Source organism: Pectobacterium sp. F1-1 (genome assembly GCF_025643735.1).
Lineage (GTDB): Bacteria > Pseudomonadota > Gammaproteobacteria > Enterobacterales > Enterobacteriaceae > Pectobacterium > Pectobacterium colocasium.
On the sequence record NZ_CP104733.1, the window covers coordinates 2478809 to 2505544 of the forward strand.

Here is a 26736-nt window from a genome sequence, read left to right on the forward strand (position 1 = left end):
ATCAGCGCGGTTTAGGAATATTGAACTGTTCCAGCGCGGGATTAACCGTTTTGGCAAAATCTTCCCGCCGGTGTTTGAGCTTGCTTTTGGCATTGAAGAAATTCACCAGTTCCGCAATCCCCATGCCGATGCTGAGCGCCCCGCTCACTGCCCATCCTATCGGCCCTGATGCCGCGCCAACGGCAGAGGCCGCCGCCGCACCAGCGGCTTCACCGGCGATAGCCCCCACCACCTTTCCGGCAATCGCTGCGCCCGCTTTGCCAGCCAATCCAATGGCCGTTCTACTCCCTGCGGCTTTGGTTAAATCCTCTGCGTGCAGCGACGATTTAGCAAAACTCATCACGCTGCGACCGGCCTCTTTCACCGCCTGCGCATCGCTTTTTACTCCCGCTCCCGCATGGGGTGCAGCCGAAAGCGCGGAATCAAGCCCAACCGTTCGCGGGGCTGCCGGTGACGCCGTAGAAAAACGTTGGCTCATCGCCGCCTGCGCGAGCAATGGATCGGACAGTAAAATGGTGTTTACCTCACGCGGTACCGCCTGCTCAAAATGCTGAATCACATCCCCGTCTTTCTGTAGCGCTTCAATACGTTGATGTAATACCTTTTCTGTTTCTTCGGTATTCCGATATTCCCGCCCCGCCATCACCTGTTCCAGCGTTTGTTGCAGTTTGACCAGCGTCGCCGACTTTTGCGCCCCGCTGTACTGCTGCGGCTGGGTAAAAACCGCCTCATTCAACTGGCTGATATCGGTTTTTGCCGCCAGCCCCAACGCCGCCGCATTGTGTAGCGTATCTGCCGTTTCCTGACGGTTTACCGGCGCTTGTTCACGAATCCAGCTTTTCATATCCTTCATCATCAACTTGCCATCATGCGGAACTCGCGCCAGTTTCTCCCCTTTGACATCCGCATGTTCCAGAATCCCGAATAACCCAGGGTGCGACCACAGCCGGGCAGCCGCTTTTAACTGAGGCGACAGCGTCGGGTTGTCGGTCATAATCGCGTTCAGGTCAGTCAGTGTGCTGGTGCGATCGTTCTCTTTCGGCGGAGAATCCACGTAGGATTTTTTGGCATCGGCGGCGTTCAGCAGCGGTTCGTTGGCCAGCAAAAGCGCGGAAGATTGTACTAACCGCAGCGACTGCGCATCGGCCGTTGGATTTTTATCCCTATATTCCTTCATCGCACGACTCGCCTCGCTGGCGCGTTGCTCCATGTTTTTAATAAAGGATTTCGTATCCCGATTCGAGATATGTCCGTCGGCTCTGCCGCCGTCTTTTGCCGTATCCATCGCCGTGTAGATGGCGGGATTTTCACGCAGATAAACGAGCGCCTTTTCTGCGTTTCCCCCCCCCTCCTGTAACATTTTCGCCGCCGCTAGCGGGCGATTCAGTTCCTTTGCGGCCTTTTCACGTTCATTCTCCGGCAGATCGCCCAACAGCGCCGACCATTTCTCCAATGCCTTGGCATTACTGTGCACCGAGCTATCTATCGCCTGAAGATCGACGGGCGGTTTGGGCTCTGCAATCAGTGAACTGTCAGCAATGCGCATGGTTGGTAATGCGCGCGCTGGTGCCATTGATCTCAAGTCAGAAGAGACTGGCGACATGCTCGGCGACGCCTCGCCAAAATCGATTGAACGCGAACCCGGCCGCGCAGTGGGCAATGCGGCCGATTGTCCCCCTTGCCGACTCGCCTCGGTATTGTGCTGCGCGGGCAAAGGCGAGGCATTTCCCCAATGGCTTCCATTCTCAATACGATTGATCATTGATGTCTCCATTCTGCTGCCGTCAGGCTTAACAAACGAATGTCCCGCGTCATTCGAATACAGAAAGGCCTGCACGCTTGCCGATCGCAGTATGACGGAGATAGTTAGAATATGAGTGGAATGAAAACGGGATGGGTTCCCTGAAAATATTCAAGATAGTTAATTATTATTGACCATTTATTCATTTTTACGGAAATCGCTTTCAGCCGAATATTGTCCAATCGATGGCGGAAATACGGCAGATAACAGGTTAACTGTTGCTCAATTACATATTACTATCATCATTAACGATCAAGAGATACATCCCTCAATCTGACAACAACGATCGTCGTTACTCCCCTTCCTTATCCTTACAATAACCAGACCAAATGATTACAAAAAATTTCAAACAGCAACCAAATGTGTGATCCACATAAATGAAACAGTGTTTCCTTTTCACCATAATGCCACACAGCCTAATTATCAAGTCTGCTGATAATTAGGCCAACCAGTAAGCGGTATAAATTATCGACATTCACACATCAGCCTAAGCCATTTCGCTGATTAAAATACTCGTAAGCAACACCGTATATAAGGAAGCGTAAATGAATTGATAGAAACCTGATTGACCAGGGTATTCGCCCTGTCTGACATTATTAATGGCGTCATCATCATTTATGGTGATTCTATTTTTACGCCCAAAAAATGGTATCCACTGTCTGGTTTTAAAGATAGAGACTGCACGCGCCAGTAATATTATTTATTCATTAAGAAAGAGAAAGACAGAATGAAAATATACACACGTAACCTACTCATCGTTTGTGCCGGATTCGCTCCTTTCCTTACCCAAGCGGAAACCGACGGCAAAACTACCTTCCAGTACGAACATAACTGGAAAACAGAAGACCGCCGCCACGCAGACTCCATCAAGCTCATTCACAAGAAAACCAACGGTTGGTCGTACGAAGTCAAATTCAGTACGTCAGCAGGCGGGAACAGCAACTACGACGTTGCCTATGATGATATGCAGGGCGGCTCTGGCGGCATGGTGATCGGTAAGGACTTCAAACTAAGCAAGGCCGCGACCTTAACCCCCAGTTTTGAGTTCTCCATCGGTAATGCCAGCATGATGTATCAGCCTGGGTTGAAATATAACTACCGTATCAACAGCGACTGGTCTACTTATGGCCGCTACCGTTATGAATATAAGAAACCGACACGTAGTTCGCGTTATTCGACCATTTCAACGTCAGATAAATATGGTCACGCTGGGGAATCTTATTTGTCAAAATCCGACACCGGACGCCACCGCTTGGATGCAGGGGTAACCTATTCTGGTTTTGATAATATTAATCTGACTTACGTCTTTAACTACTATATCGGCGATAACACCACAAAATCGTACAAATATAGCAAGGGCGAATTCACAGAAAGAGAATACGCCGTCTATGACAATGGTAAAACGGACTATGAGCATCAGTTCAAAGTTCAATATAAGTTAAACAAACAGCTAACTCCTTACATTGAGTATGATGATATTAGCCAATCCAGCACATCATCAAGCCGCCAGGGGAAAATCAAAGTTGGTTTCAACTACGTTTTCTAAGAAATACCGAATTTTATAAAGGAAACACACCGTATTTCGTGTCGCGTTGATGAAAAAATAAATTCATGAATGAATTTTGTCTATCAGCGCACAGTTTTCACAATTAACGACCAATATTAATGGTGCCCATAATGAAAAAACGCTACCTTGTGGCCGGTATTCTCTTTGCCCAAATTTATGCTATTTCCGCTTCTGCCTCTGATACCAAACTCAGCTATGAACATAGCTGGGGAACCATGAATCGCTACCACGGCGATGAAATCGGCATGCGGCATTTTATGGATAATGGCCTGTACGTTGGCGTTGAGCTGAATTTTTATAATAAGAATAAAGATCTGACCATCGATGATGTCGTCTCGAATTCTTATGCTTTTTATACCGGCTATGCCTACAGTTTGACGCCTGAATTAACCCTGACGCCGAATCTGGAAGCACGCTTCTACTCCGGCGGCACCAGCGGTGAAGGCATCGTAGGCGATATCGGCGCTAGCCAGAGTTCCGGCGCACGCTATACGCCGGGTTTGAAACTGACCTGGGCTGTCACTGACAAGACGGATCTTCATGCGCAATATCGCTATGACCTCAGAAAAATCACCCGCAGCAAACGCACCAGCACGGATGATGACACCCACCGTCACCGCTATGAAGCAGGCGTGGCCTACAAAGGTTTCGATAACTTCACGCTGGCGTACACCGCTTACTACTATCACGCCGATTACGTGCTGCAAAACAACAAAAAGCATGACTATCAGCAGGATTTTGATGTGTCTTACACCATCAACGACAACTGGACAGCACACATTGGCGTTGAAGATGTCGCCAGCGGGCGCGACGTGAAATCGCGTGAAGGAAAAGGGAAAGTCGGCTTCACCTATACGTTCTAACCACGACTTAGCGTTCTAACAATAACTGACTGCTATGCCATGTTTCTCGGGGATCCTGTTCATCAAGCAGGATCCCTTTATTACAAGCTATACAGGTAGATAAAAATGAAAAGATTTGCGCTGTCGCTCCTTGCTGGTTTGGTTGCTTTACAGGCCAGCGCCGCCACACCAGACCGCCTCACTATCGTCAATCAGTATGTTGACAACGTACTGACCAAAGCCGGTGACCATTACCACGGTCAATCGCCCACGCCGCTGCTCGCCGATGGTATCGATCCGCGTACTGGCAAGCAGATGGAGTGGATCTTCCCTGATGGCCGCCACGCCGTGCTATCCAACTTCTCCGCGCAGCAAAACCTGATGCGCGTGCTGGTTGGGTTGAGTAACCTGAGCGGCAACCCCAGCTATAAGCAGCGTGCCGAAGCGATTGTGAAATATCACTTCCAGCACTATCAGGATGAGAGTGGCCTGCTGATTTGGGGCGGCCACCGTTTCGTTGATTTAAAAACGCTGCAACCAGAAGGCCCCAGCGAAAAAGAGATGGTGCATGAGCTGAAAAATGCCTATCCCTACTACGATTTAATGTTCAGCGTCGATAAAGAGGCCACCGCGCGCTTTATTCGCGGCTTCTGGAATGCGCACGTTTATGACTGGAAGATCATGGAAACCAGTCGCCACGGTAAATACGGACAAAAAATGGGCGCACTCTGGCAAAGCCCGTTCGAGCAACAGCCGCCCTTCTTCGCCACCAAAGGCCTCAGCTTCCTGAATGCGGGTAACGACCTGATCTATTCCGCCTCATTACTGTACAAATACAATAAAGAAGACGGTGCGTTGGTTTGGGCGAAACGTCTGGCACAGCAGTACGTTTTACCGCGCGATAAAGCAACCGGGCTCGGCGTGTATCAGTTTACGCAGGCGCTGAAGCGTGATGAAACCACCGACGATGCCGATACGCATTCTAAATACGGCGATCGCGCCCAGCGTCAGTTTGGCCCGGAATTCGGCCCTACCGCGTTGGAAGGCAATATGATGCTGAAAGGACGCACCAGTACGATCTATTCCGAAAATGCACTCATGCAGCTCCAACTGGGTAAAGATTTAGGGGCGGAAGGCAAAGAACTGCTAACGTGGACAACCGACGGCCTGAAAGCCTTTGCCAAATATGCCTATAACGAGTCGGACAACACGTTCCGTCCGATGCTCGCTAACGGCAAAGATCTCTCCAACTATGTTCTGCCACGTGACGGTTACTACGGCAAAAAAGGCACTGTGATCAAGCCTTATCCTGCGGATAATTCATTCCTGCTCTCGTATGCTCGCGCCTATACCGTATTACCGGACGCCGAGCTGTGGCGTGTCGCACGCGGCATCGCCCGTGCACAAGGGCTGGGTGAGTTAGGTTCAGCACCGGGTAAAGACGTCAAAGTGGATCTCGCCACCAGGAATAGTGACCCTTATGCGCTGTTCGCGCTGCTGGATCTGTATCAGGCGAGCAAAGTGAAAGACTATCTGTCGCTGGCGGAAAAAGTGGGCGACAACATTATCAGCACACGTTATAAGAACGGCTTCTTCATGGCCGAGCCCAACAGACAATACGCTGATGTCGATACCATCGAGCCTTATGCCCTGTTAGCGCTGGAAGCTGCGGTGCGCAATCAGCCACAGTCCGTTGCCCCGTTCCTGAATGGCGCTGGCTTCACCGAGGGTGGCTACCGTATGGAAGATGGTTCAACGCGCATATCGACTCGCGATAACGAGATCTTCCTGCTGAACGTTGGCGAAACCTTGAAACCCAACAACAAGAAATAAACGTTAAGCCTCAACACGCCAATGGTGGCTCGCTGCCATTGGCAATCCTCTCTTGCTTATTCTGCTCAACCCCTCACCGAACAAGCCCCCCATTATCGGGTGTGATACTTAATCGTATGGCGCTTAATCATGTGGAACTTAGCAGGATGTCATGCCGGCCACGACGATCGTGACCGGCATAAGCACGCCTTCCTTTTTTCAGCGAGGGAAATCCTGCACCGTTTGCAACTACTGATCCTACCCACGCAATGTGGACACAGCCCTAAGCGAGCTTCTGGTTTTCAAACTATTCTGAGCTGAGCGCATTGTTCGCGTGCTCAACATCACGGCTCAGTGGTAAGTGGCAGGAAGAACTCGGCTTTAACACCGGACAGCCGGTGATTGTCACTGCTGAACACGGGCGACTGGTCATTGAGACTGAGCTAAGGTTCTGACCGGTAAAAATATCCTCCGGCATTACCAACCTAGCTGGGGGTTTTCTGGGCACAAAACAAAAATCCCGGCGCAAGGGCCGGGATCTTCTAACTTTATTCAGCTCGCCTTCCGTGCGCACGATATCCATCATCTGCGCACCGATTTCACCAATCAGCTGCGCCTGTTTCAGGCGTTTCTGCTCTTTCTCTTTGTTAAAGATCGGGCTGAGCGCGTTGTTCGCATGCTCAACGTCACGGCTCAGCGGTAAATGACTCGAAGAACTCGGTTTTAACACCGGACAGCCCGTTATCGTCACCATTGAGCGCGGTAAACTGGTCATTGAGACTGAGCTACGGTTCTGACCGGTAAAAAAATCCCGGCCTTTTTAGGGGCCGGGATCGTTTCAGTCTATTTTTTTACATATATGCTCGAACCAATCTTTAGCCGTTCGCCACTCATTAGGATAGTAATAAGAACAATCAATTTTATTTAATATAATATCTTCTAACTCACTATCATCTAAAGAAAGAGCTAACAAATTGTTAATTTCTTCCCTTAAACAAAGATGCTCATCTTCATTTTCTGTAGATATATATGCATCCAATGCCCCATCAGCACTACCGAATAGCACTTCAAAGTCTTGATTAAGATAACATCTCAAAAAATATGAGAGAGATGGATATTTATCTATTATATTCATGGTGTTGGATATCCCGTTACTATTCTATAGCCTGTAGGCATTGATGGATCTCTTGCTATTATAATCCTAAATGACTTCGCCTAATACCGCTCCACTTTAGCCAGACCATGCTGATTGCCGGGGAACGGTGAAGCGGCATTCATAAATAATTTTACCTGTTCCAGTAACTGCCACATATACCGGCACTGATGGTTACGCGTTATCGTTTCGTGTAACGACAACCACAGCAACTCGATTGGATTTAGCCACGGCGAATACGTGGGCAGGAACAACAACCGGAACTTCGTATTTTTTCCCAGCCACTTTTTCACCTTGTGGCTTTTATGAATGATGTAATTATCAACGACCAGCGTAATGGTTTTCGCTCGCCGATATGTCCGCCGTAATGTCTCTAACAGCTTGATAAATAAATCAGAACACTTTTTACTGCCGCCAACGTAATGGACTCGTCCCGTATCCGAATGCAGTGCCCCTGCCAGATAATACTTTTGGTTCTGTCCCGGCGTAGTAATACGTTTCTGTTGCCCTTTGAGCATCCAGTCCGCGCCGATTTTCGGGTTCAGGTCGATATCCACTTCATCCTGATAAAATACCGGATGGTTCGTCTGCTTCTGGGAGACGGCCTGTTCGATGGCGAGTCGCTTTTCCTCATAATGCGGGTCTTTGATTTTCAGTGTTGGCGCGGCTCTGCGCCAGACAATACCCGCTCGTCTCAGATAGCGATGTAACGTGGAAGGATGAAGCGTCACGTTAAAAAGCTGGTTAATGATAAGTGCCAACAACTCGGTACTCCAGCGGGAGCGCAGCCAGCCAAAATCCTGAGGAGAGCGTTTAATAAGAAGCGGTAGCATATGCAGGATATCAGCGACTGGCCAGCGCGGTGCTCGTCCGGCTTTGAGGCTCTTTAGACCTTCAACACCATGTAAAGTAAACCAATTTATCCATCTTCCAACCGATGAGCGGGCCGCACAAAGCAGTCTGGCAACGTCGGTGACAGTCATTCCCCGATGCAGCATCAGTATGGCGATGAGTCGTCTGGAGTAATTTTTATCATGTGTCTGTTGGGCTTCTTTACGCATTAGTCGTCGTTCTTCATCAGGGATTGCTGCTATGATCGGCATCGCTCAGTCCGGTTGGTGATTTGTTTTGATTTGATTTGGCGATTGATCAGATCGCATAACTCGGACTGAGTTCCCTTCAAGTGATCTACTATTTGGCAAAGTTATTTAGCATTTGTTACTTGAGTTGCTGATGGCACTCCTCGTGAAACACTAATTCCTACAGGTGACAATGACTGGTAATCAATTTCTAAATACCCTTTTTGACTACCAGACAGATAATCTTTAATTTTAGATTGGTTACTATCAATAGCTCTACTTGTGACAGCTTCGGCTGTAGCCCTGTCACTAAATGAAGATGCCGTTTTTACATTCCCGGTAGACACTCGATTTAATAACTCCGCTTCAGTTTTCCCAACATGCCTATCGATTAGATGACCACCTGCTGCTTCATGAGCAGCTAAGCCTCCACCCGGTACAATAGGGCTATTTTGCCCAGTAGTAACTGACTCTTTAGATGTTGCTTTGGAAATCCCTCCAGCAATCCCAGCCGCACTTGTCGCTCCTGCTTGAGCAATCGTATTAATTGCAAGTTGTGACGCCTCATCCGAACCGCCCACTGCCTGCGCGTTATGTATCGCTTGCAAACGTCCGGCTTCCAGAGCCGGTGTCACAACGTGCAGATAAGCCCATTCTTCAATGGTCTTCTCCGCTCAGGCTGCCATTAGCCCGAAGTTTCTCCCCCAACTCCTCAATTCGCTGACCATAGCCTGCCTGCAACTCCGCCATTTCTTTAGCTTTAGCAACACACACATCAACGCTGGAACAGTTTTCGACACTCTTGATTTGTTCGTCGGAGATTTTCTTGAACTTCTCCGTCACCCCATCTTTACAGGCACTGTCACTGCCACAGGATGACATTTCACTTAGCCGTTGACGGTTCTCCTCTGTACTGAGGAAGTTATTCTCCACCGCATTGCGCCCGGACTGTGCGCCGCTGGCGGCGGAGGCCGTGCTGTTGCCTGCCAGCCCGGCGGCCAGCGTGGAAAGCGCGCTGACCGACTGCTTTTCCGCTTCCGTCAGGTCGCTCGCCGTCTTGCCCGGGTATTGCTCCGCCATGATGGCACGGGCAGCCAGTTCACCGCTGTAGGCACCGATGGCCCCCGCGGCTGCATCCTGACCCGACAACTGGGCGACCACCGCCCCCACCACCGCGTGCGCCATCGCGTTCGCCGCGATATCCGACGCCGTGATTTTGCTTTCATCCTTCGGTAGCGTGACGTCCTTCACCAACTGCGCCAGATACGGTGACGCCCCGCTGGCAATCGCTTTCTGGATGTCCCCACCCGCCAGTGCCTGAATCGCCGCCGTGGCTGCCTGTGCCGCACGCTGGAAGTCACTGCCCGTGCCGTATTTCTGCATCTCGGCCTTGTAGGTCGGCGATTCCGTCAGCGCCTTTTTATAGACTTCCCATTCCTGCGCCGAATCACCGTCCTGCGGGCGTTTGACGGTGGCATCGCCTTTAGCCTCCGCGGCTTTCTGCGCTTTCAGCTCGCCTTCCGTGCGCACGATATCCATCACCTGCGCGCCGATTTCACCTATCAGCTGCGCCTGTTTCAGGCGTTTCTGCTCTTTCTCTTTGTTAAAGATCGGGCTGAGCGCATTGTTCGCGTGCTCAACGTCACGGCTCAGCGTGCTGATATCCTGCACCTGTTTCGCCGTATCCCGCAACAACAACGTGCCGTCGCTCACCGCCGCATAGGTGGTGCTGGCGGCATTGCCGCTGTTACCCAGCGACATCAGCGCCGACGGCACGTTCATCGCCAGCGTCGACAGCATACTGCCGTTCAGGGACGGGCTGGCACTGAACCCGGCGCCGCTGTGCTCCACCTTGAATTCGGCTTTGTTATCTAACCCGCTCCAGCCCAGCGTCCCCGTGTCCAGCCGGTTTTTCTCGGCGCTGGCAGTAGAGCCAATGACCGCAGCGTCAAGCTGGGTATGTTCACCGGTCTTTATACCAAAGCCGTCTTTACCCGCAAAGAGCCCGGTCTGCTGCTGCACGCTGTCATAATTGCTGTGCATCCTGTCTTTGCTGAGGCTGATATAGCCGCTGCCGCCTCCGCCGCCCCAGGTAAAGCTGCCGCCCGCCGACCCGCTAACCTGTTTAGAATCATAACGCTCGCTGTCCTGCTGACTTTGCAGCAGCAGGTTACGTCCGGCATCAACATCAATGCGCTCGCCGTTTACCTGCGCGCCAGTCAGCCGCGTATCGCGCTCGCTTTTCAGCGTGACGTGGTTACCCGCATCCACCGTGGTTTCTGACCAGCTATTGCCCGAACCGGTTTCCCGCCCTTTCGCCGCATTGAGGTAGTTACTATGGCTAAGCAGCATCATAAGTCAGAACCCGCCACACCCCAAGCATTACGACACCTGAAGGTCGGCTATGTCAGCCGTCGTCACGCCGACCGCAACGATATGACGCGCTATTACAGCCGCAGCCCCAGCCCCAGCCCCAGCCTGCACCTTACCGGCAACTGGCTGGAAGCCGCAGGATTTGGCACGGATACGGCGGTAACAGTGAGTGTTGAGCAGGGTCAGTTGCTGATACGCATTGTGACTGAATGACAGACAAAAAATCCGGCCTGTTTGTGAGGCCGGGATTAGCGTTATTTAAGATCTGGATAGTTTTTCTATTTTTTCTATGTCCATAACTATCTGACCATCAAGATTATTTTTATCCAATTGATTTAAGAAGGAACTAATTCTTTGAAAACAAGGTAATGCAACTTTTATCTCATCACTATTTAAAGAGGATATAGACGATATTAATTGTCCATCATAATCATCTCCAGCCAGAGGGTCTTGCTTTAAAATAATTTCAGCTTTTGGCAAAACATCGGCTAAAAACAGATCTTGCCTTATTGCTCGGGCCACATCGCCAACACCTAATTCATCAAGAGAAACATCTATAACGCTACTAAACCATTCATCTAAAGATGAATTTTCATTCGGCTCATAATCGCTATTACTAATCAGTAATAACTCTCTAAATGTTGTCATATTCCGTGTCCCTTTATCGCTGATTCAAGTTTGTTAATAGCATCAGTTGCTCTTCCGTAAGCTGCCTGCGCCTCAGGATTATTGACATTTTTTAGTGTATTCGCATGATTTCGAAGACCATTAAGAGTGTCGTTCATTTCCTTCATATGATTCCAATACTTACCACTACCATCAGGCTTGATTACTGGATTACTATCCATATCTTTCAATGTACCGGTGATATCATGGTCTTTAATCGAGTTATTAATCAGGTTATCGATCTTCTTAACAGCACTTTCCTGCTTCTGATTGAGTTTTTGAGCAGGTTTGCCATCCTGTTGTTTAGGATCATTTTCTGGCGGAGGCGGAGTACCCGATCCCGTACCGCCAAGTTCAGCTTTCTGCTCGTTAGTCAGATCCTTACCGAGATTCGGATTGGAAGCATTGTCAGAACCGTACTTATCCTGAAGCGAGTTCAGATACTTCACGGTAATCTCATCATTACCCATCATGTTCAGTCTGATGAGATGATCCAGCTCTTCCGACGAGAGATTGTCCGCGATTTCCTTCGCTACAACACCGGTAATACCTGCTTTCACGCCGAGCTCAAGTAACTTTTCAGCAACCTTGGTTCGGCATGGTGCCGCTATCGCACATCCTTCAACCAGTGCTTTGCCGAAGAAGTTATTCTCCACCGCATTACGCCCAGACTGTGCGCCGCTGGCGGCAGACGCCGTGCTGTTGCTCGCCAGACCGGATATCAGCCCGGAGGCCAGCGTGGAAAGCGCGCTGACCGACTGCTTTTCTTCTTCCGTCAGGTCGTTTGCCGTCTTGCCCGGGTATTGCTCCGCCATAATCGCACGGGCAGCCAGTTCACCGCTGGAGGCACCGATGGCCCCCGCGGCTGCATCCTGACCCGACAACTGGGCAACTACAGCCCCCACCACTGCGTGCGCCATCGCGTTGGCCGCGATATCCGACGCCGTGATTTTGCTTTCATCCTTCGGTAGCGTGACGTCCTTCACCAGCTGTGCCAGATACGGTGACGCCCCGCTGGCAATCGCTTTCTGGATGTCCCCGCCCGCCAGTGCCTGAATCGCCGCCGTGGCCGCCTGTGCCGCGCGCTGGAAATCACTGCCCGTGCCGTATTTCTGCATCTCGGCTTTGTAGGTCGGTGACTCCGTCAGCGCCTTTTTGTAGACTTCCCATTCCTGCGCCGAATCACCGTCCTGCGGACGTTTGACGGTGGCGTCGCCCTTGGCTTCCGCGGCTTTCTGCGCTTTCAGCTCGCCTTCCGTGCGCACGATATCCATCATCTGCGCGCCGATTTCACCAATCAGTTGCGCCTGTTTCAGGCGTTTCTGCTCTTTCTCTTTGTTAAAGATCGGGCTGAGCGCGTTGTTCGCGTGCTCAACGTCACGGCTCAGCGTGCTGATATCCTGCACCTGCTTCGCCGTGTCCCGCAACAACAATGTGCCGTCGCTCACTGCCGCATAGGTGGTGCTGGACGCATTGCCGCGGCTCCCCAGCGACATCAGCGCCGACGGCACGTTCATCGCCAGCGTCGAGAGCATACTGCCGTTCAGGGACGGGCTGGCGCTGAACCCGGCGCCGCTGTGCTCCACCTTGAATTCGGCTTTGTTATCTAACCCGCTCCAGCCCAGCGTCCCCGTGTCCAGCCGATTTTTCTCGGCGCTGGCAGTAGAGCCAATGACCGCAGCGTCAAGCTGGGTATGTTCACCGGTCTGTATACCAAAGCCGTCTTTACCCGCAAAGAGCCCGGTCTGCTGCTGCACGCTGTCATAATTGCTGTGCATCCTGTCTTTGCTGAGGCTGATATAGCCGCTGCCACCTCCGCCGCCCCAGGTAAAGCTGCCGCCCGCCGACCCGCTAACCTGTCTGGAATCATAACGCTCGCTGTCCTGCTGACTTGATCTTACCCGCCACACCCCAAGCATTACGACACCTGAAGGTCGGCTATGTCAGCCGTCGCCACGCAGACCGCAATGACATGACGCGCTATTACAGCCGCAGCCCCAGCCTGCATCTTACCGGCCACTGGCTGGAAGCCGCGGGATTTGGGACCGATACACCTGTAGTCATCACCGTTGAGTACGGACAACTGCTAATCCGCATTGTGGCTGAATGACAGATAACAAAAGTCCCGGCCTTTTTAGGGGCCGGGACTTTCTATTTATTAAAGTTTTTTATATCTTTCAGGGAGATAATCTTTATGCTCAATTGACTTAAGTAAATCAACTAAACTATCTTTGAACCAAGATAATTCTTCCTTACTCTCGCACTCAGTATTTTGTGAAATATCGTTATCAGAACAGACTCTTATAATAAGTTCCAAACAATCCGCATATAATGTAACCTCTCCTTCAGAAAGGCGCACATCAAATAACGTCACAGCATTTCCAACATATTCTTTCTTTAATAATTCCATATTATTACCACCTTACGTAATCTGAAAATCTATCTTTAAATTCTTGAAGTTTATCATTATTTAACTTCTCCCAGCGTCCATCTCGCAAGCGATTATTAGTGTTCTGTTTTGGGTTTTGCATAGAAGTAACGACTTCCCCATTTGGTTCAATAATATGAACTCGCCCTTTGGGCCCTAAAACGACCCAACGTCCGTCATCCTGAACTAAAATATCGGATGGTCGCGAGTTCTGGACATCATTTATCACTGACCCCACAGGCCGCCCCTCTTTATTTCTGATAGTAGCGTGTTCACCTTGTGTAATTTTATTGCCACTTTCATAATGATTCGGTAAATCGGGAGCCCCCTCAGTATTGCCCGTATTATTTGGCACCTGCTCTACAGACTGATCCCCGCCCGTATGGTTTGATCCGGCATCAACCTGACCGTTATTATTTCCGGTATGATTTGGCCCGGTATTAACCTGACCATCATAGTTCCCAGTATGATTCAGCCCTAAATCTATCTCGCCGTCATTATTTCCTGTATGCGACGGCGCATACTTATCCTGAAGCGAGTTCAGATACTTCACGGTGATCTCATCATTACCCATCATGTTCAGTCTGATGAGATGATCCAGCTCTTCCGACGAGAGATTGTCCGCGATTTCCTTCGCTACAACACCGGTAATGCCCGCTTTCACGCCGAGTTCAAGTAACTTTTCAGCAACCTTGGTTCGGCATGGTGCCGCTATCGCACACCCTTCAACCAGCGCTTTGCCGAAGAAGTTATTCTCCACCGCATTACGCCCGGACTGTGCGCCACTGGCGGCGGAGGCCGTGCTGTTGCTTGCCAGACCAGACAAGAGCCCGGAGGCCAGCGTGGAAAGCGCGCTGACGGATTGCTTTTCTTCTTCCGTCAGGTCATTTGCCGTCTTGCCCGGGTATTGCTCCGCCATGATGGCACGGGCAGCCAGTTCACCGCTGGAGGCACCGATGGCCCCCGCGGCTGCATCCTGACCCGACAGCTGGGCGACCACCGCCCCCACCACCGCATGCGCCATCGCATTGGCTGCGATATCCGATGCCGTGATTTTGCTTTCATCCTTCGGTAGCGTGACGTCTTTCACCAGTTGCGCCAGATACGGTGATGCCCCGCTGGCTATCGCTTTCTGGATGTCCCCGCCCGCCAGTGCCTGAATCGCCGCCGTGGCCGCCTGTGCCGCACGCTGGAAGTCGCTGCCCGTGCCGTATTTCTGCATCTCGGCCTTGTAGGTCGGCGATTCCGTCAGCGCCTTTTTATAGACTTCCCATTCCTGCGCCGAATCACCGTCCTGCGGACGTTTGACGGTGGCATCGCCTTTAGCCTCCGCGGCTTTCTGTGCTTTCAGCTCGCCTTCCGTGCGCACGATATCCATCACCTGCGCGCCGATTTCACCAATCAGCTGCGCCTGTTTCAGGCGTTTCTGCTCTTTCTCTTTGTTAAAGATCGGGCTGAGCGCGTTGTTCGCATGTTCAACGTCACGGCTCAGCGTGGTGATATCCTGCACCTGTTTCGCCGTGTCCCGCAATAACAACGTGCCGTCGCTCACCGCCGCATAGGTGGTGCTGGACGCATTGCCGCTGTGACCCAGCGACATCAGCGCTGACGGCACATTCATCGCCAGCGTCGAGAGCAGGCTGCCGCTCATCGAGGGACTGGCACTGAGGCCAATGCCGCTGTGCTCCACCTTGAATTCGGCTTTGTTGCTGAGCCCGCTCCAGCCCAGCGTCCCCGTGTCCAGCCGATTTTTCTCGGCGCTGGCGGTGGAGCCAATGACCGCGGCGTCAAGCTGGGTGTGCTCACCGGTTTTTATACCAAATCCGTCTTTACCCGCAAAGAGCCCGGTTTGCTGCTGCACGCTGTCATAATTGCTGTGCATCTTGTCTTTGCTGAGGCTGATATAGCCGCTACCGCCCCCGCCGCCCCAGGTAAAGCTGCCGCCCGCCGAGCCGCTCACCTGTCTGGAATCATAACGCTCGCTGTCCTGCTGACTTGATCTTACCCGCCACCCCCCAAGCATTACGACACCTGAAGGTCGGCTATGTCAGCCGTAGCCATGCAGATCGCAACGATATGACGCGCTATTACAGCCGCAGCCCCAGCCTGCACCTTACCGGCAACTGGCTCGAAGCTGCGGGATTTGGGACCGATACCCCGGTGATTGTCACCGTTGAACAGGGGCAACTGCTGATACGTATTGTGACTGAATGACAGGCAACAAAAATCCCGGCCTTTTTGAGAGGCCGGGATTTTAAAAAGTTAACCTAATAATTCCCTACTAACATCACCAGTTTCATAAAACTCTTTAAACGCTTCTATAACCTGAGAAAATTCTTTAACTGTTGATACTTCTGAATATGATTCGCCAAGTATTGATATAAAACCCCTAGACTCAGATTGATTATAAAACGTTCTGACATCTACATCATCATCCATACTTGTTTCAAGTAATATCATGTAAATTCCACTATCAGAATATAATGTCATTTTATAAGGGCTATGGTTATCCTCTTGATCATTATCAAGAACCAATATTCCGTTGTGGTTTTTCAACACACCTAGATAATTCATTATTTGAACTACTGATGGCTGTACTATTAAAGGTAGTTGCACACGCCTACCATAGTCTAAATAATATCCGCCCAGCTCAAAATTTATCATTACCTATTGATTTCCTTTATTGATTTCATGCCAGATTCCCATACATAAGTTTTAGGTAACCCTGTTTTATCATCAACGGCATTTATCGTGACCGATTTTGCCCCAGAAGCTTGAGCTGCGGCGGCTATATCGCCTCTGCAATAACTACAAACGTCTTTGCCCGCTACATTAATAGTCAGATTAGCATTTTGAGTTTTACCTGCATTATAAGCTTGTTGTATAACACCTATTTCAGCATGAGCATTAGCCATACTACTGTTTGGTAGAGGTAAGTTGTTTGTTTTTCCCTTATCTATCAAGCTTTGTTCTTTCGAAGCTATTCTGTCTGCTATCAGTGTAGGTTCATTTTTATTTGCCTGCTCTGCCGGTCTTGCCGTTTGATTTGTATCTTTAAATTTTTGACCATTTGCTTCCAGTTCTGCTGTCACTGTAGGCTTTATTCCTACATTTTCTTTCACTGTGGAATTTTTGTCAGTTAAAGAACCTTCAACCGCTTTTCCGGAACCAATACCGGCAATACCACCAATGATATACATCGTGCCAAGCTGATAACCCACAGCCGATTTCGCGGCTTCTTCGGTCATACCAGTGCGCATATACGCAGCCACCATACCGTTAAAAAGCTCCTGCGTCTGTATCGCTTCTGCACTGGTGCCACTCAGCAACTGCTGTATCTGCTGATAACCTTTTTGTGCTTCCTTCGGATTCTGGTAACTCAGATTCTGATAGGTATCCTGTTTCTCCAACGCATCCTGACGCGCTGCGGTACAGGCATCTGCGCTACCCCCCATACAGGCATCAATCAGTGCTTTACTGGTTTCCGCATCCTTACGGTTCAGCGCATCACGCTCTTTCTGTTCCTCCGGTGTGAGACTCTGTTTGTGGTTCAGCTCTGTCTGGCGGCTCTTCTCCGTGCTGCTCAGATAGTTATTCTCAACCGCATTACGCCCGGACTGTGCGCCGCTGGCGGCGGTGGCCGTGCTGTTGCTCGCCAGACCGGATATCAGCCCGGAGGCCAGCGTGGAAAGCGCGCTGACCGACTGCTTTTCCTCTTCCGTCAGGTCATTTGCCGTCTTGCCCGGGTATTGCTCCGCCATAATCGCACGGGCAGCCAGTTCACCGCTGGAGGCACCGATGGCCCCCGCCGCCGCATCCTGACCCGACAGTTGGGCGACCACCGCCCCCACCACCGCGTGCGCCATTGCGTTCGCCGCGATATCCGACGCCGTGATTTTGCTTTCATCCTTCAGTAGCGTGACATCCTTCACCAGCTGTGCCAGATACGGTGATGCACCGCTGGCAATCGCTTTCTGGATATCCCCGCCCGCCAGGGCCTGAATCGCCGCCGTGGCCGCCTGTGCCGCACGCTGGAAGTCGCTGCCCGTGCCGTATTTCTGCATCTCGGCTTTGTAGGTCGGCGATTCCGTCAGCGCCTTTTTATAGACTTCCCATTCCTGCGCCGAATCACCGTCCTGCGGACGTTTGACGGTGGCATCACCTTTAGCTTCCGCGGCTTTCTGCGCCTTCAGCTCGCCTTCCGTGCGCACGATATCCATCACCTGCGCGCCAATTTCACCAATCAGCTGCGCCTGTTTCAGGCGTTTTTGCTCTTTCTCTTTGTTAAAGATCGGGCTGAGCGCGTTGTTCGCATGTTCAACGTCACGGCTCAGCGTGGTGATATCCTGCACCTGTTTCGCCGTGTCCCGCAACAACAACGTGCCGCCCATCAAAGGTCTGCTACGTCAGCCGTCGCCATGCAGACCGCCATGATATGACACGCTATTACAGCCGCAGCCTGCACCTTACTGGCCACTGGCTGGAAGCGGCGGGATTTGGCACGGATACGCCAGTGATTGTAACCGTTGAACACGGCCAGTTGCTGATCCGTATTGTGACTGAATGACAGATAACAAAAATCCCGGCCTGTTTGAGAGGTCGGGATTTTTATCTATAAATCATTCTCAGAGAGGACATCAATTGCACCACAAGCTTTAAATAACCATTTTAAAGCACCGGACATAAAATCCGAATCTAATGTAGTTACTTCAATTAAAAAATGACTATTATTTATAGGCTCATCGAATAAAATAGCATCCCACCAAAACCACTCACGCTCTTCAGGTGCAAGCCAAGATAACCATGATGATAGTGTCCATTTATCATCATGAGATGCTTCAGCAAGTTTTTCTTCATAAGATAAAGCATCCCATCTTTGAGTTAGTTTTTCCCTTTCTGCCTCAGTTAATTCTGGTAAACATTCATCAACAAATTGAGAGGGAAGCATATTTGACCATTCATTAAGAGAAGGCCAACGTTGCGTCGAATGATTATTTACGATAGTCAGTACTTCTTTTGCCAAATTCAATACCGAAGAAGCATCATTGCATGACACAATAAATCTGGCGATTCCTGCGCCAGAGGCTTTCCCGATTGGCTGGGGAGGTTCGTTTAACCTCTCACGTTCCAGCAAAATTTGCTGCAATACTTCATCACTTATTTGCATTTTTTCCTGTCCCCTGAATGATTTTATCTTGTAACTCTTTCAGCTTTTCAGGTCTTATTCCATATTGATCCTTTGCCTTCGTTGGATCAGCAATAACGGGTTTACCTTTATTTTCTGGCAATCGAGCAACACTTTCTTTTACGGCTGTTTTTCTTAAATCATCCAGAACAGAGTTTGGTACTTCGAACGTTTTGATCGATGTATTATCCATATTCTGAATACTACGCTTTTCGAAAAACTCCAGCGCTCTAGCCTTATCACCGAAGTTTAAATATAACGTAGTACTGCCAGTGATAGTAACCTGCCCGTTTTCTCCTATTAAAAGACGGGTATTGGGAGTACCTTCAACTCGATAAACAGTTACAGTACTCGGACCTTTCATCCCATAAAACGCACCACCAATCGCCGCAGCAGTATGTATTCCCGCCATACTGGTGTATAAAATATCGGCTGTTTCCTTACTCACTCCCCAGTTTTCAGCGATACGGCTGACGTTTGCCTCGCGCTCCGCTTTTGCATCCGCACTAGCGTACTGCCACATCAGGCCATCAACCTGACCTTTTCCTTCCTTATAGATGCTGGCCATCGTGCCGATGTACTGCCCATCAAGCTGTTCATCGTAGCTTTTCGCCATCGCAGCCAGTTCCTGCCGCATCCCCTGACACGCCGCTGATGAAAGGTTCTTACATGCAGCATCAATAGCTGCATCAAACGCACCATCTTTAGCATCCAAGTTAGCGACCAGTTGCTCAGCTTGGGCTTTCTTTTCCCCTTCCAGATAAGGCAGAGACCATTTCGTATCCTGCCGCTGTTTCTCATCTTTTGAGGAGAGCGCGTTATTCTCCACCGCATTACGCCCGGACTGTGCGCCGCTGGCGGCGGTGGCCGTGCTGTTGCTCGCCAGACCGGATATCAGCCCGGAGGCCAGCGTGGAAAGCGCGCTGACCGACTGCTTTTCCTCTTCCGTCAGGTCGTTTGCCGTCTTGCCCGGGTATTGCTCCGCCATGATGGCGCGGGCGGCCAGTTCACCGCTGGAGGCACCGATGGCCCCCGCCGCCGCATCCTGACCCGACAGTTGCGCGACCACCGCCCCCACCACCGCGTGCGCCATCGCGTTCGCCGCGATATCCGACGCCGTGATTTTGCTTTCATCCTTCGGTAGCGTGACGTCCTTCACCAACTGCGCCAGATACGGTGACGCCCCGCTGGCAATCGCTTTCTGGATGTCCCCACCCGCCAGTGCCTGAATCGCCGCCGTGGCTGCCTGTGCCGCACGCTGGAAGTCACTGCCCGTGCCGTATTTCTGCATCTCGGCCTTGTAGGTCGGCGATTCCGTCAGCGCCTTTTTATAGACTTCCCATTCCTGCGCCGAATCACCGTCCTGCGGGCGTTTGACGGTGGCATCGCCTTTAGCCTCCGCGGCTTTCTGCGCCTTCAGCTCGCCTTCCGTGCGCACGATATCCATCACCTGCGCGCCAATTTCACCAATCAGCTGCGCCTGTTTCAGGCGTTTCTGCTCTTTCTCTTTGTTAAAGATCGGGCTAAGCGCGTTGTTCGCGTGCTCAACGTCACGGCTCAGCGTGCTGATATCCTGCACCAAGGGCCACCGGATTTGGGACGGATACCCCAGTCATCATCACAGTTGAACAAGGGCAACTGCTGATACGCATTGTGGCTGAATAACAGACAAAAAACCGGCCTTTTTAGGGGGCGGGATTTTCTAAGTCACGAAGTTTAATTACTAATGAATACAATCAACCATGTTATATATGCGAACCTTGATAGCCAAAGAAAAATCGCCCCAAAGGATAGATCTAATTTTGTTAAAAAAATTTTAATAAAAAAAAACGATTTTTCATCATCAATTAATCCTTGGTAAAAATACTTCCCATATAGTGCAAAGAAAAAGAATGACCCCCCTCCGGCCAAGTTAGACATTAACAGTAAACTATTAAACTCTCTTCGATATTCAGCTATTGCTGCTGCTATATAACCAAGGACAAGAAAAATTAATGCACAGTTTGATAAAGCGTTGTGTTTGAAAAACATAAAATTAAAATAAAGTAAAGAATCCTTACCTACCTTAGGCCCACCAAGGTTTCTATACACAAAAATAAAAAAACACACTCCCCATAATGATAAAAAAAACAACATCATAAATGATGACGAATTAAGAATAATATCATTTGAAATCATGGTGGTATATTTCCTTAGTAGAATCACCGTTCAGATCTATTTTTTCAATATGAGATCCAGTTGAAGATCCTGTAAAACCAATACTTGGCCCAATAGAGAAAGAAAAACCAATACCATCTTTCCCAGCAGACAATCCTACGGAACCAGGACCAAAACCGAGACTCGTTGAATAATCACGGCTTAAGTCACCAAGCATTCCTGGCGCGTATGGACCAAAATCAATACCCACCGAAGCCCAGGCCTTAACACCAAACCCATTCGTATATCCTGTAGAAACAGATAAATAATCATTATTAATCTCAGCCTCACCTTTCAAAGCAGGTCCCAAGCCACCTGAAACCTCAACCTTTACATTAGGTTTAACCTTATTTTCAGTACCCCATGATGACCCTTCACCAATAGCAATACGATTCAATCCTTCTTGAATCTGCTCCGGTGTCAGATTGTTATCAACGGCGTACTGTGTCCAGGACGTCACTGATTGTCCGTAATCCTGCAACCCTTTCGGCATACTGTCTGGACTGAATAAGTTATTCTCCACAACAACTTTATCCGGCGTACACTCCGGCGACGAACTCCACTTTTCCCTGTGCAGTCAGCCAGTTACAGCCGGTTTTTCCTGAAGCGTTTCGATACCCGAACGCCGAAGCCCCGATACGCACTTTTTCATCCCGGCACGCTACCGCCCCGCCGTGACCTTACCACCTGCAACCGCCACATCATAGCAGCGGCGCAAGCCGCTGCCATTACCCGTTTTGTTGTTGAACCGGGGTTATCGCGGCGCGAGACGTTCCGCAGCTTGCCTGTGGGACGGCGAAGCGTCTGCCGGGTGCGGGCGGGCCTAGCCCGCAAGTCAACGCCTTAGCGGGGAGGCCCCCGGCGGGGGCCGCACGGGGCGGAGATGGCGAGCACGGGAACGAGCAAGGAGCCGGCGACTGCGAGCCGGGCGCAGCCAGTGCAGCGGGGTTGGGGCGGGGGCGAGGTGAAGCCGTTAAGCGGAGGCCGTCAGGCCGACAACCCCTGTTCTGTTGATGTTGACGTTGACGTTTGCTGAAGGTGGGCACCGATGCCAGCGCCGCCAGGGATGGCGGCCACACCGTAGAAGCCAGGGAAGGAACGCGATGCTGACAGCAGAGGGCGCAGCCCTGTGCGCCACACCGCGCCCAGGAGCCGAACCCCGGCGGCCAGCCGCACGCCGATGTGGAAGCAGACTGCAGCGCGCCCATTACCCGACCGGCGCCGACATAATGTTCGTTACGCGTTGGCCGCGTTCAGCGGCTTTCGCGTAATGCCACATTATGTTGAATGACGACTGGCCAGCAACGTTAATGACAGAGAGTGATAAAGATAAGCGCTGGCCGGACGGCATTTACCGCCGGAGCGCCTTATCTGAACAAGGCAAGCGGTGCGCCACGGATGGCGCGGCGTTTGCCCTGCACCATCCTCCGGCCTTGAAGAGAACGTGCTAACTTTTGTGACTGTTTGGTACATCGGAGAACAGATTGTCGATATCACGCGCACCGTGCAAGACACGCTCTATCCTGACCTCCGTATCCGTCGTTCCATACAGGATAAGATAACGACCATAGACACAACTTCGGATGGATTGCCCCAGCTCTGGACGCTCACGGTAGAGCCAGGGATTGTCGCCGATTACACAACACTGCCGGTACAAGTCTTCGGTAAAGCTCAGCGCCCGTACCGGGTTATCTTGCGCGATATAGTCACCTATCGCTTCGATATCCTGCTCTGCCAGCGGCGATACCGTCAGTTTCATTCCGCTTCCTCACCTTCAGCCATGTTCCGGTATTTCTGCGACAGACGCCCGAACACCGCTTCAGCATCCTTGCCCTTTCCGCTGTTTACGCCCAACTCGACCGCCGTCCGTAGCGCATCAAGCTTTACCTGCTGCTCTCGCTCCTCCAGTGCCCGCAACCCTGCACGGATGACCTCGCTGACATTGTTGTAACGACCACTTTCGATTTGTTCACGGATAAATTGCTCGAAGTAAGGACTTAACGCGATACTGGTTGCCATTATTGCCTCCGACTACACAGGATAGTATCTATTATTATCTGTTAGTATTTTCTTCCTCTCCCGTTCCGTCAACCCCTTCTTTCTGATGCTCCTCCTCTTCTGCCGTCAGGTCGGCCAGCAGCCCGGTTTCTTCCTCAGCTTCACGCTCCGCCGGGTGCGTACTCGCATGGACTGCGGATAACGCCTTGATGGAGACTTGCGTATAGAGTTGCGTGCTCTCCACACTCGCGTGACCCGGCATCGCCTGTATCCACCGGATATCCGCCCCGTTCTCCAGCATCTGCGTTGCCATCGCATGGCGGAACAGGTGACAGCTTCCCCACGGCGCTATCCCGGATGTCCTGACGTAGTGGCCGACCGTGTGGGTAATGCCGTTCGCCGTCAGTCCCGCGATTCCATCCAGCGCCACGAACAGCGCCGTGATGTCCTGACTGACCAGCAGTTGCGGCCTCACCTGTTGCTGGTAATAACGTAGCCAGCGCAGTGCCCGTCCGCCGATGGGAACGATGCGGTCTTTCCTTCCCTTGCCCTGTCTCACCGTCACCGTTTTACGGCTCCCGTCCACGCTGTAGACATCCAGCTTTGCCACCTCACCCCGCCTCAGCCCCGTTGACCACAGCAGCTCCATCAGCGCCCGGTCACGGATGCCCTGAAGCGTCGTCAGGTCGGGTAAGGCCAGTACCTGCTCCACGTCCTCCACGCTCAGTATCGTGCGCGGCAGTCGCTTCTCCAGCTTCGGCAGCGCCAGGTCGGCCGCCGGATTCGCCAGTATCAGATGCTGTTTCGTCAGCCAACTGAACCACACCTGCAACGGCTGTAACGCCGTGCGTTGTGTTCGGGTGCTCAGTGGCTCCCCATTATTTTTGCGGTACTGGTACAGATGGCGCTGGTAGCGTTCAAGGATGGGGCGGGTTACGTCACGGGCGTAATGCACACCCCGCTCTGCCGCCCACAGGATGAACCGGTACTGGTGATGCGTCTGCACCTTCATGGCCGTGGTGGTCAGCATCAGCATCACCGGTCCCTGTACCTTGTATTCCCGTGTGACCAGTTCCCCGCTCAGCTCGTTCTTGCCGGTACTGGCGATTTTCAGCTCCCCGTCCGACTGCAACAGCTTCAGCGCATACGCCGCCTGCCGCACCCCTTCTTCTTCCGCTATCGCCAGTATCTTGTGCTGTAGCGAGGTCTCGCCAAGGTAGTACAGGCTCTGCCCGGTCATCGCCGAGTACTGGATGCGCTCTTCTTCCGGCATCAGCCCCAGCACCGCGTCCATCAGCGACGATTTCCCCGCCGCCGAACTGCTCTGTATCAGCACGGCCAGCGGTTTATCCAGCTTGCGCGACGTCGCCGCCAGATACCCGGTCAGCAGATTGGTTGATTCCCCCACCACGCCACAGGCCGCCAGGTCATTGACGATACGCTCGGTGAGATGGGGAGATTTGAGTAACGCAAGCGCTGCCGCTTCGTCTTCCGCGCTGACCGTCACCGCCGCTGTAACATCCGACTGCGCCGTAGATTGTCGCGCTTCATCCTGCTTTTGCTCCAGCATCAGCAGCACCCGACCGCATTCGCGCTTGATGACCGAGGCCTCACAGCCCAACTCCGCCGCCGCCGCGCTGATATAGCCCTGACGATGACGTGAACTGTACATGTCCAGACTGTCCACATGGAACGCACCGGTTGCGTCATCCCGCACTTGTACGTTGACTTTCATCACCTCGGCAACGCTGTTCTTCTGCCAGCCGCGCACCCGCCACACCCGTGGTCCGGCGCGTAACAGCAGCTCACCGGTATCCGTTTGTTCGCACGGGATAAGTGCCTGAACCGGTGGTGTTGTTGGTTCATTCGGCTGGGCGGCTAAAGAAGGAGGGGTTTCACTCACGTCAGATACCGGCGTTTCATGGGAGAACACCGCGCCGGGGACACCCCCTTTACCCATCCATTGTGCCTGCTCCAGCGCCAGCCCTAACGCCGCTTCAGGATTACCACTTTTCAGCGCATAGGCATTCGCATCCAGCCCCGACGGGAACCGCACCCGCCACGCCCCGATACCGCTTTCCAGCAGGTCAGCGGCCACGGCTTCCGCACCCCGGTCGCCTGCCTCGTCCCGGTCATAGGCTATCAGCACCCGCTTTACCCCGTGGTACTGCAACGCCGCCAGATGCTCAGCAGTAAAGCCGTTCGCCCCGTAAGCCGTGGTCACGTGGCGGAACCCCGCGCACCAGAAGGTCATCGCATCGATTAACGCTTCACACAGGATGATGTCCGGTGAGGCTTTCAGCGCTTCCTCGTTCCATACCCCGGCCAGCGGTGACGGCAGATACAGGTGCTTCGCCGCCCCTTTCTTCACCGCATAGTCCGCCGTGGTCCGGCGACCATACAACTGCAACACCCGCCCGCGCTGCGCCACGTTCGCCGACTCGCTCCAGCCCACGACCGGCATCACCACGCAGCCCCGGAAGTGGTCCTGTTTTGTGGCAGACCGCAGCACCCCCAGCCCGGCCAGCCGCTCACGCAGCCGTTTTCCTTCACCGCTTGAGGTGGATGGCAACAGCCCCGCGCTGCCGCCGATGCCGTGATGCCCCGCGAACCCTAAGCGGAAGTGGCTTACCAGTTCAGGATGGTTCAGCCCGCGACTGACCAGCCACTGCTGCGCCTCCGGACTGTTCAACAAGTTATGGTGATAGAAGTCGATAACCTGATGCAGCAGCGCCTGACCGTCATCATCCAGGTCAGACAGCGGCGTCCGCGCCACTGGCGGCGAAGCCAGTACAGGGACGGCGGCTAAAGAAGACGGGGTTCCGGCCAGCTCCCGCAGCCGCACCAGAGTCTGCGGGTAGGTCAGCCGCTCGGTGTGTTGCAGCCAGTCCAGCACCGACCCCGACGCGCCGCAGCCGAAGCAGTGATACAGGTTCTTTGATGGCGTGATAACGCAGGATGGCGTTTTCTCCCGGTGGAACGGACACAGACACACATAGCTGTCGTCACCCTGCTTTTTCAGCACATGTCCCTGACTTTGCGCCACGCTCAGCAATGACACCTCATGCTTGAGTCGCGCCAGTTCTGCCGGTGTCATTCGTCCCATTCCTGCCGCTCCTGTCAAAAACCTGTCAATATGCCTTTATGGTTTATTTATAAATGCATATATGGTATATCACAAGCACCACTTACGATACAGGGGGTTAAGATGCTGGCATTGTTTCCTTGGCGAGTAATATCTATGGACTTTGGTAAACGTCTTGCTGCCCTGCGTAAAGACCGTAAGCTGACACAAGCGGCTCTGGCTGAGAAGGTGGGCTGTCACGTGACGATGATACGCCGCTATGAGTCTGACGAAGTTCAGCCCACGCTGGAGATTATCCGTAAGCTGTCCTGTGCGCTGTCTGTCAGTGCAGATACGCTTGTTTTTGATAAGGCAGAACGCAACCCCGACGATGAGCTGCGCTTGCAGTTTGAGGCGGTGAGTCAGTTCTCACCTGAAGAGAAGGAAGTGGCCAGAGTGCTGCTGGAGTCATTGATCCTCAAGCACGATGCCAACCGTTTTACACGTAAGACACCGAGTTAACCGTAATTTTAGCGCGACCCGCCAGTGCGGGAACACTGTCAGGTCGCTCA

Annotated in this window: 26 protein-coding genes and 2 pseudogenes; 10 read left to right on the plus strand and 18 right to left on the minus strand. The window is 52.1% G+C overall.

The window, feature by feature from the left end; genetic code table 11:
• Position 1 precedes the first annotated feature (1 nt).
• A complete protein-coding gene (locus NAL19_RS10960; RefSeq protein ID WP_263057341.1) occupies positions 2-1762 on the minus strand; it encodes a type III effector HrpK domain-containing protein in 1761 nt (586 codons plus the stop codon).
• A gap of 766 nt (positions 1763-2528) precedes the next feature.
• On the opposite strand from NAL19_RS10960, the gene NAL19_RS10965 reads away from it, so the two are divergent.
• From NAL19_RS10965 to NAL19_RS21690, 5 genes and pseudogenes are all read left to right on the plus strand, one after another.
• Positions 2529-3347 (plus strand): oligogalacturonate-specific porin KdgM family protein, encoded by an 819-nt coding sequence (locus NAL19_RS10965; RefSeq protein ID WP_181844915.1) that lies wholly within the window; start codon positions 2529-2531, stop codon positions 3345-3347.
• Between the two features lie 131 nt (positions 3348-3478).
• Positions 3479-4231 (plus strand): oligogalacturonate-specific porin KdgM family protein, encoded by a 753-nt coding sequence (locus NAL19_RS10970; RefSeq protein ID WP_225084757.1) that lies wholly within the window; start codon positions 3479-3481, stop codon positions 4229-4231.
• 105 nt (positions 4232-4336) lie between these two features.
• Positions 4337-6043 (plus strand): pectate lyase, encoded by a 1707-nt coding sequence (locus NAL19_RS10975; RefSeq protein WP_263057342.1) that lies wholly within the window; start codon positions 4337-4339, stop codon positions 6041-6043.
• Between the two features lie 305 nt (positions 6044-6348).
• On the plus strand, positions 6349-6477 hold the full coding sequence (locus NAL19_RS10980; protein WP_263057343.1) for a type I toxin-antitoxin system SymE family toxin: 129 nt from the start codon (positions 6349-6351) through the stop codon (positions 6475-6477).
• 285 nt (positions 6478-6762) lie between these two features.
• Positions 6763-6819, plus strand: a pseudogene (locus NAL19_RS21690) (hypothetical protein); the annotation flags it as partial.
• 41 nt (positions 6820-6860) lie between these two features.
• Here NAL19_RS21690 and NAL19_RS10985 read toward each other — a convergent pair.
• From NAL19_RS10985 to NAL19_RS11000, 4 genes are all read right to left on the minus strand, one after another.
• Complete coding sequence (locus NAL19_RS10985) at positions 6861-7157, minus strand: contact-dependent growth inhibition system immunity protein (protein WP_263057344.1); 297 nt, start codon at positions 7155-7157, stop codon at positions 6861-6863.
• 80 nt (positions 7158-7237) lie between these two features.
• The gene (locus NAL19_RS10990; RefSeq protein ID WP_263057345.1) at positions 7238-8278 is read right to left on the minus strand and encodes an IS630 family transposase; all 1041 of its coding nucleotides are present in this window, start codon (positions 8276-8278) and stop codon (positions 7238-7240) included.
• 101 nt (positions 8279-8379) lie between these two features.
• Positions 8380-8862, minus strand: a complete 483-nt coding sequence (locus NAL19_RS10995) for an RNase A-like domain-containing protein (protein ID WP_263057346.1) — start codon at positions 8860-8862, stop codon at positions 8380-8382.
• Positions 8863-8911: 49 nt separating this feature from the next.
• Positions 8912-10609 (minus strand): hemagglutinin repeat-containing protein, encoded by a 1698-nt coding sequence (locus NAL19_RS11000; protein ID WP_317630275.1) that lies wholly within the window; start codon positions 10607-10609, stop codon positions 8912-8914.
• Between NAL19_RS11000 and NAL19_RS11005 the strand changes: the two genes are divergently transcribed.
• Positions 10592-10840, plus strand: coding sequence for a type I toxin-antitoxin system SymE family toxin (locus NAL19_RS11005; RefSeq protein WP_263057347.1), 249 nt, complete (start codon positions 10592-10594; stop codon positions 10838-10840). The two genes, NAL19_RS11000 and NAL19_RS11005, sit on opposite strands and share 18 nt — an antisense overlap.
• A gap of 45 nt (positions 10841-10885) precedes the next feature.
• Here NAL19_RS11005 and NAL19_RS11010 read toward each other — a convergent pair whose 3' ends face one another.
• Both NAL19_RS11010 and NAL19_RS21695 read right to left on the minus strand, forming a co-directional pair.
• Complete coding sequence (locus tag NAL19_RS11010) at positions 10886-11275, minus strand: contact-dependent growth inhibition system immunity protein (RefSeq protein WP_263057348.1); 390 nt, start codon at positions 11273-11275, stop codon at positions 10886-10888.
• Positions 11272-13212 (minus strand): VENN motif pre-toxin domain-containing protein, encoded by a 1941-nt coding sequence (locus tag NAL19_RS21695; protein ID WP_317630276.1) that lies wholly within the window; start codon positions 13210-13212, stop codon positions 11272-11274. Before NAL19_RS21695 ends, NAL19_RS11010 begins: the two co-directional genes overlap by 4 nt.
• On the opposite strand from NAL19_RS21695, the gene NAL19_RS11025 reads away from it, so the two are divergent.
• Positions 13185-13403 (plus strand): type I toxin-antitoxin system SymE family toxin, encoded by a 219-nt coding sequence (locus NAL19_RS11025; RefSeq protein ID WP_263057349.1) that lies wholly within the window; start codon positions 13185-13187, stop codon positions 13401-13403. The genes NAL19_RS21695 and NAL19_RS11025 overlap by 28 nt on opposite strands.
• Before the next feature lie 48 nt (positions 13404-13451).
• Here the strand turns inward: NAL19_RS11025 and NAL19_RS11030 are convergent, their stop codons facing one another.
• Entirely contained in the window at positions 13452-13703 is a 252-nt protein-coding gene (locus NAL19_RS11030) for a hypothetical protein (RefSeq protein WP_211023517.1), read from the minus strand.
• 763 nt (positions 13704-14466) lie between these two features.
• Positions 14467-15720, minus strand: a pseudogene (locus NAL19_RS21835) (VENN motif pre-toxin domain-containing protein); the annotation flags it as partial.
• Between the two features lie 77 nt (positions 15721-15797).
• Here NAL19_RS21835 and NAL19_RS21705 point away from each other — a divergent pair.
• Positions 15798-15935, plus strand: a complete 138-nt coding sequence (locus NAL19_RS21705; RefSeq protein ID WP_317630278.1) for a SymE family type I addiction module toxin — start codon at positions 15798-15800, stop codon at positions 15933-15935.
• 48 nt (positions 15936-15983) lie between these two features.
• Here the strand turns inward: NAL19_RS21705 and NAL19_RS11045 are convergent, their stop codons facing one another.
• Both NAL19_RS11045 and NAL19_RS11050 read right to left on the minus strand, forming a co-directional pair.
• Entirely contained in the window at positions 15984-16385 is a 402-nt protein-coding gene (locus NAL19_RS11045; protein WP_224558275.1) for a DUF6911 family protein, read from the minus strand.
• Complete coding sequence (locus NAL19_RS11050) at positions 16385-18112, minus strand: VENN motif pre-toxin domain-containing protein (RefSeq protein ID WP_263057351.1); 1728 nt, start codon at positions 18110-18112, stop codon at positions 16385-16387. The genes NAL19_RS11045 and NAL19_RS11050 overlap by 1 nt, the downstream gene beginning before the upstream one ends.
• 44 nt (positions 18113-18156) lie before the next feature.
• Between NAL19_RS11050 and NAL19_RS11055 the strand changes: the two genes are divergently transcribed.
• Positions 18157-18288 (plus strand): type I toxin-antitoxin system SymE family toxin, encoded by a 132-nt coding sequence (locus NAL19_RS11055; RefSeq protein WP_263057352.1) that lies wholly within the window; start codon positions 18157-18159, stop codon positions 18286-18288.
• Between the two features lie 45 nt (positions 18289-18333).
• Here NAL19_RS11055 and NAL19_RS11060 read toward each other — a convergent pair whose 3' ends face one another.
• From NAL19_RS11060 to xerC, 7 genes are all read right to left on the minus strand, one after another.
• Positions 18334-18888, minus strand: a complete 555-nt coding sequence (locus NAL19_RS11060) for a hypothetical protein (protein ID WP_263057353.1) — start codon at positions 18886-18888, stop codon at positions 18334-18336.
• Positions 18875-20485, minus strand: coding sequence for a VENN motif pre-toxin domain-containing protein (locus NAL19_RS11065; RefSeq protein WP_263057354.1), 1611 nt, complete (start codon positions 20483-20485; stop codon positions 18875-18877). The genes NAL19_RS11060 and NAL19_RS11065 overlap by 14 nt, the downstream gene beginning before the upstream one ends.
• 137 nt (positions 20486-20622) lie before the next feature.
• Positions 20623-21084, minus strand: a complete 462-nt coding sequence (locus NAL19_RS11070; protein WP_263057355.1) for a hypothetical protein — start codon at positions 21082-21084, stop codon at positions 20623-20625.
• On the minus strand, positions 21071-21625 hold the full coding sequence (locus NAL19_RS11075) for a polymorphic toxin type 25 domain-containing protein (protein WP_263057356.1): 555 nt from the start codon (positions 21623-21625) through the stop codon (positions 21071-21073). Before NAL19_RS11075 ends, NAL19_RS11070 begins: the two co-directional genes overlap by 14 nt.
• Positions 21626-22549: 924 nt before the next feature.
• A complete protein-coding gene (locus NAL19_RS11080; RefSeq protein WP_225084763.1) occupies positions 22550-22861 on the minus strand; it encodes a type II toxin-antitoxin system RelE/ParE family toxin in 312 nt (103 codons plus the stop codon).
• On the minus strand, positions 22858-23121 hold the full coding sequence (locus NAL19_RS11085) for a type II toxin-antitoxin system ParD family antitoxin (protein WP_225084764.1): 264 nt from the start codon (positions 23119-23121) through the stop codon (positions 22858-22860). Before NAL19_RS11085 ends, NAL19_RS11080 begins: the two co-directional genes overlap by 4 nt.
• 34 nt (positions 23122-23155) lie before the next feature.
• A complete protein-coding gene (xerC, locus tag NAL19_RS11090) occupies positions 23156-26206 on the minus strand; it encodes a site-specific tyrosine recombinase XerC (RefSeq protein WP_263057357.1) in 3051 nt (1016 codons plus the stop codon).
• 135 nt (positions 26207-26341) lie between these two features.
• Here xerC and NAL19_RS11095 point away from each other — a divergent pair, with 135 nt between their 5' ends.
• Positions 26342-26686, plus strand: coding sequence for a helix-turn-helix domain-containing protein (locus NAL19_RS11095; RefSeq protein WP_225084767.1), 345 nt, complete (start codon positions 26342-26344; stop codon positions 26684-26686).
• Positions 26687-26736: the final 50 nt, after the last annotated feature.